Consider the following 11,821-nt stretch of genomic DNA (forward strand, 5'->3'; position numbering starts at 1 on the left):
CTTATGCGGGGCTTTGTTTTTTGGTACACTGCTGCGGTTTTTGACTGACGCGTGAATGACTATGTTGAGTTTTGAAGGTAAAGAGATTGAAACTGATAACGACGGTTATCTGACAGAGAGCAGCCAGTGGAGCGAGCCGCTGGCGGAAAAAATCGCCGAAAACGAAGGTATCGCCCTCTCCCCGGAACACTGGGAAGTGGTGCGTTTTGTGCGCGAATTCTATCTCGAATTCAACACCTCCCCGGCGATCCGCATGCTGGTCAAGGCAATGGCCAATAAATTCGGTGAAGAGAAAGGCAACAGCCGTTACCTGTATCGCCTGTTCCCGAAAGGCCCGGCAAAACAGGCCACCAAAATTGCCGGCCTGCCAAAACCGGTGAAATGCATTTAGTAGCGAATACCGAAGTTAACGTATTCCCGGCCGGGTTGATGGGGTTCGGTTAAAACCTTATCAACCCGCGCGCTGCGCGGCCCACCTGCTTTCAGCCACGCCACCAGCTTTTCAACCTGCTCCGCATCACCACAGGCAACCACCTCAACGCTGCCATCATCCCGGTTTCGCGCGTATCCCGTGAGCCCCAGCTGCATAGCTTCGCGCTGCGTGCTGTAACGGAATCCGACGCCCTGAACCATGCCGTGTACCCAGGCGATTGTGCAGATTTTTGACATTTTTCTACTCCTTAACGTAGCGTTTTCGGCAAACAGCCATAATGTTGCCGGAAACGGGCAGTAAAACGAGAGCTGGAAAGATAACCACATTGTAATGCGATTTCGCCAATAGGTAACCGGGTTGACTGTAAGTGTGACAGCGCAACGGCCATCCTCACCTCCTCAACAATCTGGCGAAAACTCTGCGACTCTTCGCGTAACCGTCTGCGTAGCGTCGGCACGCTCAATGCCAGGCGGCTGGCAACATCCTGTGCAGTCCAGGCCCTGGCGGGCGACAGCATGATGAACTGCCGCACCTGCTCGGACAGGTGGCTATTACGCGCTATAAGCAACGGCCCTGCGACGCCGTCATGAAGCAATGCCAGCAAAAGGCCGAAAGCCTGATGCTTTTGTAACGCCTCCGGTAAATCCTGACGCACGGCATGCAGCAGGTTACTCCACATAAATGCCAGCCCCTCACTCAGGGGAGCACAGAGGGAATGTAATTCTGTGCGCGGCCAGGATTTCAGGTAATGCGTTTTAAACTCCGCCAGAAGCTCCGGTGACAACATCAATAAGTCAGAGCGAAAGAGACCATTCGCGGGTTGATTTATGATCTCCAGCGGCGTATTGGCGGGAATAATGATCAGCGACGCTTTCGTCGCCACCAGGCGGTTATCGTCCTGAACAATCACTTTACTGCCGTGAGTGATATGGCAAATGGCAGGAAGAAAGAGTTTAACCTGGTGCAGGTGATGCATTTTACTGGCACTCACTTCACCAGCCGTCAAATGTTTATGTTGAAACTGGACTCCCTGCACCATGCCATCCTTATCTGCTGTAGGTAACGGTTAAGCTGGCCTTTGCCAGGACGTGACTGTTAAGCATAAAACCCACCAGCGCGCCGCTGGCATTCCTGTCGACAGGCAATTTATCCACATCCAGCGCCCAGACGGTAAACTGATAACGGTGCGGCTTATCCCCTTTGGGCGGACATGCGCCGCCGAAACCAGAATAACCGAAATCATTACGCCCCTGCACAACCCCGGCCGGTAATGTCTCACCCTTCTGGTTTCCGGCATCGGCGGGAAGCGTCAGCGTCTGGAGGGGAATATTGACCACCGTCCAGTGCCACCATCCACTTCCGGTAGGGGCATCAGGGTCAAATACCGTGACTGCAAAACTTTTCGTCCCGACAGGCGGATTTTTCCACGCCAGTTGTGGAGAGTGATTCCCACCGTGGCACCCAAACCCATCAAACACCTGCTGTTGCGACAACGGGCGTTCACTGGCCAGATCCTGACTGCTGATGGTGAACGACGATGCCGCTAAAACATGAAAACTGACCACCGCCAGGGTGGTTACTGCTATCGCACGGCGCTTTTTCATTTGTGTTTCCCTTTGCTGTACCGGAAACCCTACTGTAAAGCCCACTGCAGTGCAGCACTGTGCCTAAGCGATTTGATTTTGTGCCGAAACGCTCAAAGGCATCCGCAGATGATTGCGACTTGCTGAATGTGCTACTCTACGCGCCATTTCCCTGGAATCGACAGAATAGCAAATTATGAGTGTACGTTTAGTGTTAGCCAAAGGGCGCGAGAAGTCATTATTGCGCCGCCATCCCTGGGTCTTTTCCGGTGCAGTAGCCCGTATGGAAGGCAAAGCCAGCCTCGGAGAGACCATCGATATCGTTGACCATCAGGGGAAATGGTTAGCGCGAGGCGCATATTCGCCAGCGTCCCAAATCCGCGCTCGCGTCTGGACCTTTGATAAAGATGAAACGATCGATATTGATTTCTTCGTTCGTCGTTTACAGCAGGCGCAGCAGTGGCGTGAGTGGCTGGCAAAGCGTGACGGTCTGGACAGCTACCGTGTTATTGCCGGTGAGTCCGACGGTCTGCCTGGCGTGACGATCGACCGCTTCGGTAACTTTCTGGTACTGCAACTGTTAAGCGCAGGAGCTGAATATCAACGTGCCGCGCTGATCAGCGCGTTGCAATCGGTTTTCCCGGAATGCGCCATTTATGACCGCAGCGATGTGGCAGTGCGCAAAAAAGAGGGCATGGAGCTGACGCAAGGTCCGGTCACCGGTGAACTGCCGCCTGCCCTGTTACCAATCGAAGAGCACGGTATGAAGCTGTTGGTGGATATCCAGGGCGGCCATAAAACGGGTTACTACCTGGACCAGCGTGACAGCCGCCTGGCCACTCGCCAGTATGTTGCCGACAAACGCGTGCTGAACTGCTTCTCCTATACCGGCGGTTTCGCCGTCTCGGCGCTGATGGGCGGCTGTGCCCAGGTTGTCAGCGTTGATACCTCTCAGGAAGCGCTGGACGTGGCGAAACAAAACGTCGAGCTGAACAAGCTGGATCTGAGCAAAGCCGAGTTTGTTCGCGATGACGTCTTCAAGCTGCTGCGTAAGTATCGCGATCAGGGCGAGAAATTCGACGTCATCGTGATGGATCCACCGAAGTTTGTGGAGAACAAAAGTCAGCTGATGGGTGCCTGCCGCGGCTATAAGGATATCAACATGCTGGCCATCCAGCTGCTGAACCCGGGTGGAGTGCTTCTCACCTTCTCCTGCTCCGGCCTGATGACCACAGATTTATTTCAGAAAATCATCGCTGATGCCGCAATAGATGCTGGTCGTGATGTACAATTTATAGAACAGTTCCGTCAGGCAGCCGATCACCCGGTGATCGCTACCTACCCGGAAGGGCTGTATCTGAAAGGGTTTGCCTGTCGCGTCATGTAACTTGAAAAGAGAAATATTGCCCGCACATAACGTGTAAGTAGTGTTTCCCGGGAGGTGACTATGATTGCCAGCAAATTCGGTATCGGCCAGCAGGTCCGCCACACTTTGCTAGGGTATTTGGGTGTGGTCGTGGATATCGACCCGGAGTATTCCCTTGATGAACCGTCAGCGGATGAGCTGGCGGTTAATGCAGAGCTTCGCGCCGCGCCCTGGTATCATGTGGTGATGGAGGGGGATGATGGACAACCCGTTCACACCTACCTTGCTGAAGCGCAGCTGAGTAGCGAACTGCAGGATGAGCATCCAGAGCAACCCACGATGGATGAACTTGCTCAGACTATCCGCAAACAGTTACAGGCCCCGCGCCTGCGGAACTAAGCGTGTAAAAAAAGCCCGATAAACGGGCTTTTTTTATGACTTCGCCAGCCCCAGACGGGGAATCTCAATCGCCGGACATCGGTCCATTACCACCGTCAGACCGGCTTCTCGCGCCAGCACCGCCGCCTGCTCGTTAATGACACCCAACTGCATCCACAGCGTTTTCGCGCCGATGGCGATGGCCTCTTGTGCCACTCCCCACGCCGCCTCGGAATTGCGGAAAACATCCACCATGTCGACTTTTTCAGGTACCTCGTTCAGCGTGGCGTATCCCTGCTGACCGAGTAAGGTTTTACCGGCCACTTTCGGCGACACAGGGATGACGTGATAGCCCTGATCGAGAAGGTACTTCATCACCCGGTAGCTTGGGCGATCCGGTTTATCGCTTGCCCCGACCAGTGCAATCGTGCGCGTCGATGTCAGAATCTCGGCAATTTCGTTCTCTTTCATGGTTTTCCTCCAGACTTTTTTATGAGTGTACGTCAAAGCGCACATCTCAACCATGCATCCCATGCAGATGCATGAGGGCAAAACGGCAGAATATGTCTATATGTTAGTAAACGTGATTATCGAAATATTTGGATACATTACCGCGGCCGAGTCATTTCAACAGGAGCCCTCTATGAAAACCGGCATTGCCACTGCTGTGATTGCGTTAGTGATGCCAGTTTGCGTCTTTGCGACCACGCTACGGCTTTCAACGGATATTGATTTACTGGTGCTGGACGGAAAAAAAGTGTCCAGTTCCTTGTTGCGCGGTGCGGACAGCATCGAACTTGATAATGGGCCACACCAGCTGGTATTGCGGGTAGAAAAAACCATCGGCCTCGCTAATCATGAACAACGCATGTATATCTCTGCGCCGCTGATTGTCAGTTTTAATACCCAGCAAGTCAGTCAGGTGAACATTACCCTCCCGCGTCTTGAAACCGAAAAAGAGTCGGCGGCCTTTGACGCCTCTCCGCGCCTTGAACTGCTGGACGGGGATTCAATGCCGATTCCGGTAAAACTCGATATTCTGGCGTTAACCTCGTCCCCGAAAGGCACCGATTACGAGGCCGCGACCGAAATCTATAACAAGGCGGGCAAACGCGCTTCCCTTCCACAGTTTGCCACCAGGATGGCCGACGACAGTACGCTGCTGTCCGGTGTCTCAGAGCTGGATGTTATTCCACCACAGTCCCAGACGTTAACGGAACAGCGTCTTAAATTCTGGTTCCAGCAGGCCGATCCTGAGACCCGGGCGCGTTTTTTACAGTGGGTGAAGCAACAACCTTCATCATAAGCCACATTTTTTTCGCCTTTCTCTTGCAGCGTCAGGCGGTTCCCGTCATCGTGTAGTCAGTTAACCTGATGGATAAGATTATGGAACTGACAACACGCACGCTACCGGAACGCAAACACATTGCTCTGGTTGCGCACGATCACTGTAAACAAATGCTGCTTAACTGGGTTCGCCGCCATCAGCCATTGCTGGAAAAGCATGCTCTCTCAGCGACCGGGACAACCGGTAACCTGATCCACCGCGAAACGGGTCTGGAGGTCAATGCCATGCTGAGCGGCCCGATGGGCGGCGACCAGCAGGTCGGCGCTCAGATTTCTGAAGGGAAAATTGATGTACTGATTTTCTTCTGGGATCCGCTGAATGCGGTTCCGCACGACCCGGATGTCAAAGCCCTGCTGCGTCTGGCAACGGTATGGAATATTCCGGTGGCGACGAACCTGTCGACGGCAGATTTCATCATTGAATCCCCGCACTTCAACTCACCGGTTGAGATCCTGATCCCGGATTATCAGCGCTATCTTTCCGAAAGACTGAAGTAGTTTTTTGCCCGGTGGCGACACGCTTACCGGGCCTGCAATATTACCGCTCCGCTATCCCGTTAAGGCTTCCTCGCCACTGGGACATCAATACTCTTCAGAATATCGACAAACACCGACGGCTCCTCTTTGTTGAACAGCAGCCACACACGATGACGCGCGCGGGTCATCGCCACGTACAGCAAACGCCGCTCTTCGGCGTCCGGAAAATCTTCCGGGACCGGCAGTAACGCCTGTTCCATTACCGACTCTCGTGCCGGAGCCGGGAAACCATCGCTCCCCTCTTTGAGCCCCATCACTATCACATAGTCGGCCTGCTGTCCTTTGCTGGCGTGGATGGTCATAAAATCGAGCTGCAGCTTCGGCCAGCGAGTCGCGGCTTTTTCCAGCGCCGCAGGTTTAAGATGGTGATAGCGTGCCAGCACCAGAATACGTTCATCCGGCTTCGCATAGCCGCTCAGTTTGTCCAGCAGCGGCTCCAGCTGATCGTCCGCCAGCAGGGTAACGGCTTTTTTGTCCCCGGCCCGGAGGCTATTTAGCGGTTTTGCCAGCTGATGCGGGTTCTGCTGGATAAAGCGGTTGGCAACTTCACCAATCCGGGAATTGAAGCGGTAGGTGGTATCCAGATCGCTGCGATCGCCTTCGCCAAAATAGTGATGGAATGCAGTCGTCAGGGAGAGCTGTGCCCCGCTGAAGCGATAGATAGCCTGCCAGTCATCGCCCACCGCAAACAGCGAGGTATGTTTATTTTGCGCCCTTAACGCCGAGAGCAACGCGGCACGTTGCGGCGAGATATCCTGGAATTCATCCACCAGGATATGCTTCCACGGGCTGACAAAACGGCCCTTCTCAAGAATGATAATGGCCTGATGGATCAAACCGGAGAAATCGACGGCATTTTCCTCTTTCAGCGCGGTTTTCCAGGCTTTCAGTATCGGGGCCATCAGCTTAACCCGCTTCGAAAACAGGACGCGGATCGTCTCCGGCGCGCTTTCAATCATCTCGGCCTGCGATCCGCCGTGCATCCGCATCAGGCTAACCCAGCGGTCGAGGCGAGAGCCCAGGCGACGAGCCAGTTTTTCATCCTGCCAGAAATTGCCTTCCGGTACGTCCCAGTTGAGTTCTTCTTCCAGCCACTGACGCCACCCTTTAGCCTGCGCCTTTTTCTCACTGCACTGCTGACGCCACGTTTTAATGAACAACGCCTGACGCGCCTGCGTGTCGTTTTCCAGCTTGCTGATGGCAGGCACTTTTTTACTGCCCTGCTGAATAATATGCAGCGCCAGGGCATGGAAGGTTCTGGCGGTAATATCCCGGGTATGCAGGCGTTCCTGTATGCGTTCGTCCATCTCCTCGGCTGCCTTACGGCCAAACGCCAGCAACAGTATCTGGTCGGCGACAGCCTCACCCGTTGTCAGTAGCCAACCCGCACGGGCCACCAGCACCGACGTTTTGCCGCTTCCGGCACCCGCCAGCACCAGCAGGGAGTGCTCGCCGTTAACCACGGCGCGCGCCTGTGCAGGGTTAAGCGGTGAAGATTCAACCGTGCTGAAAAAGTCGGCATAACGGGTCAGCATGGCATCTGTCCACGCCTGGTTGTGCGCCAGCCGGCTCTTGTCTGTATCGCCAAGCCAGGCCTGACACTGACGCCAGGCGTCACGGCAATTGTCGAACTCGTCAAGACGCGTCACGGATAACGGCAGTGCCGCCAGCGCCTGCCTGATCTTTTGCTGCAACCCGGCCGTCTGCTGGCGGGTGAGCCACGTTTGTTGCTCGTTACTTTGTGCAATATCGTTCAGTACCTGCTGCAGTACCTGAGCGGCAATCACGCTCATATCCTGGCTCCACTGCTGCCAGAGCATATTCAGGTGATGATGGAAGCGCTGGGTCTCAGCCCACTCGGTACCGTGAAGGCGCACGACTTTATCGTCAGGCAGGACAAACTCCAGTTCGCCCCAGACCAACCCGCGTTTACAGTGGATAGCCAGCAGTTGATTAAACGGAATAAGGTATTCGTGGCGTTCTCCGGAGACTTTCACTCCGGCATTAAGGAGGACAACCCTGTCGTAGGGGTGTTGCGCCAGGCGTTTGCCTAATGATGTTGCTTTCAGTTCCATGTCCAGCCGAATCCACGAAGAGATAATTTACCTGACAGTTTAACTGCCAGTTTTAAGGTGCTCCAGCCTAAAAAAACGTTACAATCACTGGGCGTTAATCATATCGAAAGGAACTGAGGGTTTATGCGTACTGTTCTGAATGTTTTGAATTTTGTGTTAGGCGGTTTTGCCACCACTCTTGCCTGGCTTTTTGCCACGCTGGTGAGCATCGTCCTTATTTTTACGCTCCCCCTGACCCGCTCCTGCTGGGAAATCACCAAACTCTCTTTAATCCCGTACGGGAATGAAGCCGTCCACGTTGACGAACTGAACCCGGAGAGCAAAAACGCACTGCTGAACACGGGAGGCACGGTCCTCAATATTCTGTGGCTGGTTTTCTTCGGCTGGTGGCTGTGTGTGATGCATATCTTTGCCGGTATTGCCCAGTGCATATCCATTATTGGTATTCCGGTGGGGATCGCGAACTTTAAGATTGCCGCCATCGCGCTTTGGCCAGTCGGGCGCAGGGTCGTTCCGGTAGAAGTGGCACAGGCGGCACGTGAAGCAAACGCGCGTCGTCGTTTTCAGTAAATAAGGACTGGCCGTGCTTATGCTAAGCCCACTGCTTCGCCGTTATACCTGGAACAGCATCTGGCTTTATAACGTCAGAATATTTATCGCACTTTGCGGCACGGTTGCCCTGCCGTGGTGGCTGAATGACGTAAAACTCACCATCCCGCTCACGCTGGGAGTGGTTGCGGGGGCGCTGGCGGATCTGGACGATCGCCTTGCCGGGCGCCTGCGTAATCTTGTGATTACGCTGGTCTGTTTTTTTATCGCGTCAGCCTCCGTGGAGCTGCTCTTCCCCTGGCCCTGGCTGTTTGCCATTGGCCTTACGCTCTCTACCAGCGGGTTTATTTTGCTTGGCGGCCTTGGGCAGCGCTATGCCACTATCGCCTTTGGTGCCCTGCTGATCGCCATTTACACCATGCTGGGTGTTTCCCTTTACGATCAATGGTACCAGCAGCCCATACTGCTGTTGCTGGGGGCCATCTGGTATAACCTGCTGACGTTAACCGGGCATCTTATTTTTCCGGTTCGCCCTCTTCAGGACAACCTTGCCCGCAGCTTTGAGCAACTGGCTCACTATCTTGAGCTAAAATCCCGGCTCTTCGATCCGGATATCGAGGAGGAGAGCCAGTCTCCGCTTTACGATTTGGCTCTGGCCAACGGCCAACTGGTCGCCACACTTAACCAGACGAAAGCCTCACTGCTTACCCGTCTGCGGGGCGATCGCGGTCAGCGCGGAACGCGAAGAACCTTGCACTACTATTTCGCGGCGCAGGATATTCATGAGCGTGCCAGCTCCTCGCACGTTCAGTATGCTGCCCTGCGCGAGAAGTTCCGCTACAGCGACGTGATGTTCCGCTTCCAGCGCCTGCTGTCGATGCAGTCTCAGGCGTGCCAGCAGCTGGCACGCTCCATTTTGCTGCGTACGCCCTATCAACATGACCCGCGCTTCGAACGCGTATTTAGCCATCTTGATGCGGCGCTCGATCGCGTTCAGGCCAGTGGAACATCGCCGGAACATATTAAAGCACTGGGATTTTTGCTGAATAACCTGCGGGCGATAGATGCTCAGCTGGCTACCATTGAATCCGAGCAGGCGATGGCGCTCCCCGATAAAGATGTGGAGAATCAGCTTGCTGATGACAGCGTGCATAGCTTCAGCGATATGTGGCTGCGACTGAGCCGCAACTTTACGCCGGAATCGGCACTGTTTCGCCATGCGGTGAGGATGTCACTGGTGCTGTGCGTGGGTTATGCCATCATTCAGATAACCGGCTTACATCACGGTTACTGGATCCTGCTGACCAGCCTGTTTGTTTGCCAGCCAAACTATAACGCCACCCGCCACCGCCTTGCGCTACGTATTATTGGTACGCTGGTGGGCGTCGCTATTGGGCTGCCGGTGCTCTATTTCGTGCCCTCTGTCGAAGGCCAGCTGATCCTGATCGTGATCACCGGTGTATTGTTCTTCGCCTTTCGTAATGTGCAGTATGCGCATGCCACAATGTTCATCACGCTGCTGGTGCTACTCTGCTTTAACCTGCTGGGTGAAGGATTTGAAGTGGCCTTGCCCCGCGTGATAGATACGCTGATTGGCTGCGCTATCGCCTGGGCGGCGGTCAGTTTTATCTGGCCGGACTGGCGGTTCCGTAATTTACCGCGTGTGGTAGACAGGGCGATGAACGCGAACTGTCGATACCTTGATGCCATCCTTGAGCAGTATCATCAGGGTCGCGATAACCGTCTGGCTTATCGTATCGCGCGTCGCGATGCGCATAACTGTGATGCTGAATTGGCTTCGGTGGTCTCTAACATGTCCACGGAGCCTCGCGCCACGGCAGAAATTCGGGAAACGGCTTTCCGCCTGCTCTGTCTGAACCATACCTTCACCAGCTATATTTCGACGCTGGGTGCCCACCGTGAGAAATTGACTCACCCGGCCATCCTCGCCCTGCTGGATGATGCCGTATGCTATGTCGATGACGCGCTTCATCACCGACCAGCCGATGAGCCTCGCGTTCAACACGCGCTGGATGAACTGGCTCAGCGTATTACGCATATTGACCCGGGAAGCGACAGCAAAGCACCGCTGGTTCTTCAGCAGATTGGCCTCCTTATCGCTCTGCTGCCAGAAATTTGCCGACTGCAACTGCAGATCGCTACCTGGAGGAGTGATTCTCCTGTGGCTCAGGCAGCGCATTAAACCACTCCGTTAACTCCCGGCGAATTCCCGCCGGGAGTGCCGCCTCATGAAGTCCGGCGATGGCCCCTTCCAGTGCGAAGAGCACTTTAATGCTGAGCGCTTTATTTTTCGCCCGCATCTTTAGCCAGCTCGCACGGGCACCCAGCTCCCGCAGCGTCTCTTCATTAGTGATTCCGGCTTCAAAGAGCAGCACTTCAAGCTGAAAGGTGAGATTGGGCAAGTCCTTGAGGCGGTTTCGCCGATCACGCTGCGAGCGCTCTTTTCGTGCCGCATTGAGCGCGAACGAGGAGAGCTGAAGCAGCCGTTCTCTGTCCTGCCACAGTCCGTCATCGACACGATAATAATTGAGCAGCACCGGACGACCCCGTTTCATGAGGGTTAAGAATGACGAGGCATTTTTTACACAGTATTTTGCACTTTCCTCACAGGCCCGGAGATATAGCTCCCCGTCGGAGACCATAGCGAAGACGGCATCATCTACGGCCAGGGTATACCCCCCGAACAGCGCACGATGGTGGATTTCACCTAAGGGTGAAAGGTATTCCTGGGATTTATAAATCCGTTCATAAGATATCTTTTTCATGATATTTCCCTTCAAAATCATAAAGTAACAACGAAATTTCTTACTAGCGGATCCGTTAGCAGGAAAATAGGCAACTTATCGTCGTTGAGCAAGATGATTTTTCCAGGCGCATCAATAATGAATGAATTTTGCGAGTCGCTTTCCGAAAATGAGGTTGATCTTTATGCATACAGGGGTTACTGTATATCCATACAGTAACTACAGGGCTGGAATGAATATGTACACTTCAGGCTATGCAAATCGCTCAACCTCTCTCTCTTCTTCCGCTGGCAATGTCACGCAGAATTCCACCGGGCGTGTTTCGACAGGGCTTATCAGTGAAGTGGTTTATCGTGAAGACCAGCCCCTGCTCACTCAACTTCTGCTGTTGCCGTTATTACAACAGCTTGGTCAGCAGTCGCGCTGGCAGCTTTGGCTGACGCCTCAACAAAAACTGAGCCGTGAATGGGTGCAGTCCGCGGGCCTGCCGCTGACAAAGGTCATGCAAATTAACCAACTCTCTCCCTGCGATACTGTGGAATCGATGATCCGGGCGTTACGTACGGGGAATTACAGCGTGGTGATTGGATGGTTATCAGACGAATTGACCGATGAGGAACATTTTCGACTGACGGAAGCGGCTGAAGAAGGTAGTGCGATCGGGTTGATCATGCGTCCGGTTCGACCAGATTCTTATCGCAGAGGACAACTTTCTGGCCTAAAAATTCACTCAAATTTGTATCATTGAGGAAAATTAAGATTATTCCTGGAATTTTTTTTGACCACAA

Annotated in this window: 14 protein-coding genes; 8 read left to right on the top strand and 6 right to left on the bottom strand. The window is 54.0% G+C overall.

Annotated elements, in window-relative coordinates:
• The first annotated feature begins 61 nt into the window (after positions 1 to 61).
• Positions 62 to 391, top strand: a complete 330-nt coding sequence (gene tusE, locus BJP35_RS01510) for a sulfurtransferase TusE (protein ID WP_047742553.1) — start codon at positions 62 to 64, stop codon at positions 389 to 391.
• Here the strand turns inward: tusE and yccX are convergent.
• From yccX to BJP35_RS01525, 3 genes are read right to left on the bottom strand one after another with little or no spacing between them, the layout of a single operon-like run.
• Positions 388 to 669 carry an acylphosphatase gene (gene yccX / locus BJP35_RS01515; protein WP_020884783.1) on the bottom strand — a complete coding sequence of 94 codons (282 nt, stop codon included), beginning with the start codon at positions 667 to 669 and terminating at the stop codon, positions 388 to 390. The two genes, tusE and yccX, sit on opposite strands and share 4 nt — an antisense overlap.
• 11 nt (positions 670 to 680) lie before the next feature.
• A complete protein-coding gene (locus tag BJP35_RS01520; protein WP_047742509.1) occupies positions 681 to 1,472 on the bottom strand; it encodes an AraC family transcriptional regulator in 792 nt (263 codons plus the stop codon).
• 7 nt (positions 1,473 to 1,479) lie between these two features.
• Positions 1,480 to 2,037, bottom strand: a complete 558-nt coding sequence (locus BJP35_RS01525) for a kinase inhibitor (RefSeq protein ID WP_047742507.1) — start codon at positions 2,035 to 2,037, stop codon at positions 1,480 to 1,482.
• Between the two features lie 175 nt (positions 2,038 to 2,212).
• Here BJP35_RS01525 and rlmI point away from each other — a divergent pair, with 175 nt between their 5' ends.
• Complete coding sequence (gene rlmI, locus BJP35_RS01530) at positions 2,213 to 3,403, top strand: 23S rRNA (cytosine(1962)-C(5))-methyltransferase RlmI (RefSeq protein WP_032677819.1); 1,191 nt, start codon at positions 2,213 to 2,215, stop codon at positions 3,401 to 3,403.
• Between the two features lie 60 nt (positions 3,404 to 3,463).
• Positions 3,464 to 3,781, top strand: coding sequence for a heat shock protein HspQ (gene hspQ / locus BJP35_RS01535; RefSeq protein ID WP_013097248.1), 318 nt, complete (start codon positions 3,464 to 3,466; stop codon positions 3,779 to 3,781).
• 33 nt (positions 3,782 to 3,814) lie between these two features.
• Here hspQ and BJP35_RS01540 read toward each other — a convergent pair whose 3' ends face one another.
• Complete coding sequence (locus BJP35_RS01540; protein WP_025204532.1) at positions 3,815 to 4,231, bottom strand: CoA-binding protein; 417 nt, start codon at positions 4,229 to 4,231, stop codon at positions 3,815 to 3,817.
• Positions 4,232 to 4,403: 172 nt separating this feature from the next.
• On the opposite strand from BJP35_RS01540, the gene BJP35_RS01545 reads away from it, so the two are divergent.
• Positions 4,404 to 5,066 (top strand): DUF2057 family protein, encoded by a 663-nt coding sequence (locus tag BJP35_RS01545; protein WP_047742551.1) that lies wholly within the window; start codon positions 4,404 to 4,406, stop codon positions 5,064 to 5,066.
• Between the two features lie 80 nt (positions 5,067 to 5,146).
• Positions 5,147 to 5,605 (top strand): methylglyoxal synthase, encoded by a 459-nt coding sequence (mgsA, locus tag BJP35_RS01550; protein ID WP_020884788.1) that lies wholly within the window; start codon positions 5,147 to 5,149, stop codon positions 5,603 to 5,605.
• Between the two features lie 59 nt (positions 5,606 to 5,664).
• On the opposite strand, the gene helD is transcribed toward mgsA, so the two are convergent.
• Positions 5,665 to 7,719, bottom strand: a complete 2,055-nt coding sequence (gene helD / locus BJP35_RS01555; protein WP_047742505.1) for a DNA helicase IV — start codon at positions 7,717 to 7,719, stop codon at positions 5,665 to 5,667.
• Positions 7,720 to 7,842: 123 nt separating this feature from the next.
• Between helD and BJP35_RS01560 the strand changes: the two genes are divergently transcribed.
• Together BJP35_RS01560 and yccS are read left to right on the top strand one after the other, a co-directional pair.
• Positions 7,843 to 8,289 (top strand): YccF domain-containing protein, encoded by a 447-nt coding sequence (locus BJP35_RS01560; protein ID WP_047742503.1) that lies wholly within the window; start codon positions 7,843 to 7,845, stop codon positions 8,287 to 8,289.
• Positions 8,290 to 8,308: 19 nt separating this feature from the next.
• Complete coding sequence (gene yccS / locus BJP35_RS01565; RefSeq protein ID WP_020884791.1) at positions 8,309 to 10,471, top strand: YccS family putative transporter; 2,163 nt, start codon at positions 8,309 to 8,311, stop codon at positions 10,469 to 10,471.
• Here the strand turns inward: yccS and BJP35_RS01570 are convergent.
• Entirely contained in the window at positions 10,428 to 11,054 is a 627-nt protein-coding gene (locus BJP35_RS01570) for a TfoX/Sxy family DNA transformation protein (protein ID WP_032677817.1), read from the bottom strand. The two genes, yccS and BJP35_RS01570, sit on opposite strands and share 44 nt — an antisense overlap.
• A 217-nt stretch (positions 11,055 to 11,271) precedes the next feature.
• Here BJP35_RS01570 and sulA point away from each other — a divergent pair, with 217 nt between their 5' ends.
• Positions 11,272 to 11,781 carry an SOS-induced cell division inhibitor SulA gene (gene sulA, locus BJP35_RS01575; RefSeq protein WP_032677816.1) on the top strand — a complete coding sequence of 170 codons (510 nt, stop codon included), beginning with the start codon at positions 11,272 to 11,274 and terminating at the stop codon, positions 11,779 to 11,781.
• Positions 11,782 to 11,821 lie beyond the last annotated feature (40 nt).

Source organism: Enterobacter sp. J49 (genome assembly GCF_002148625.1).
Taxonomy (GTDB): domain Bacteria; phylum Pseudomonadota; class Gammaproteobacteria; order Enterobacterales; family Enterobacteriaceae; genus Enterobacter; species Enterobacter ludwigii.

Excerpts from the sequence above, each read along its gene's own strand:
- BJP35_RS01520 (WP_047742509.1), bottom strand. The coding sequence starts at position 1,472 with ATGGTGCAGGGAGTCCAGTTTCAACATAAACATTTGACGGCTGGTGAA.
- BJP35_RS01540 (WP_025204532.1), bottom strand. The coding sequence starts at position 4,231 with ATGAAAGAGAACGAAATTGCCGAGATTCTGACATCGACGCGCACGATT.
- BJP35_RS01525 (WP_047742507.1), bottom strand. The coding sequence starts at position 2,037 with ATGAAAAAGCGCCGTGCGATAGCAGTAACCACCCTGGCGGTGGTCAGT.
- BJP35_RS01545 (WP_047742551.1), top strand. The coding sequence starts at position 4,404 with ATGAAAACCGGCATTGCCACTGCTGTGATTGCGTTAGTGATGCCAGTT.
- tusE (WP_047742553.1), top strand. The coding sequence starts at position 62 with ATGTTGAGTTTTGAAGGTAAAGAGATTGAAACTGATAACGACGGTTAT.
- hspQ (WP_013097248.1), top strand. The coding sequence starts at position 3,464 with ATGATTGCCAGCAAATTCGGTATCGGCCAGCAGGTCCGCCACACTTTG.
- yccX (WP_020884783.1), bottom strand. The coding sequence starts at position 669 with ATGTCAAAAATCTGCACAATCGCCTGGGTACACGGCATGGTTCAGGGC.
- BJP35_RS01560 (WP_047742503.1), top strand. The coding sequence starts at position 7,843 with ATGCGTACTGTTCTGAATGTTTTGAATTTTGTGTTAGGCGGTTTTGCC.
- helD (WP_047742505.1), bottom strand. The coding sequence starts at position 7,719 with ATGGAACTGAAAGCAACATCATTAGGCAAACGCCTGGCGCAACACCCC.
- sulA (WP_032677816.1), top strand. The coding sequence starts at position 11,272 with ATGTACACTTCAGGCTATGCAAATCGCTCAACCTCTCTCTCTTCTTCC.
- yccS (WP_020884791.1), top strand. The coding sequence starts at position 8,309 with ATGCTAAGCCCACTGCTTCGCCGTTATACCTGGAACAGCATCTGGCTT.
- rlmI (WP_032677819.1), top strand. The coding sequence starts at position 2,213 with ATGAGTGTACGTTTAGTGTTAGCCAAAGGGCGCGAGAAGTCATTATTG.
- BJP35_RS01570 (WP_032677817.1), bottom strand. The coding sequence starts at position 11,054 with ATGAAAAAGATATCTTATGAACGGATTTATAAATCCCAGGAATACCTT.
- mgsA (WP_020884788.1), top strand. The coding sequence starts at position 5,147 with ATGGAACTGACAACACGCACGCTACCGGAACGCAAACACATTGCTCTG.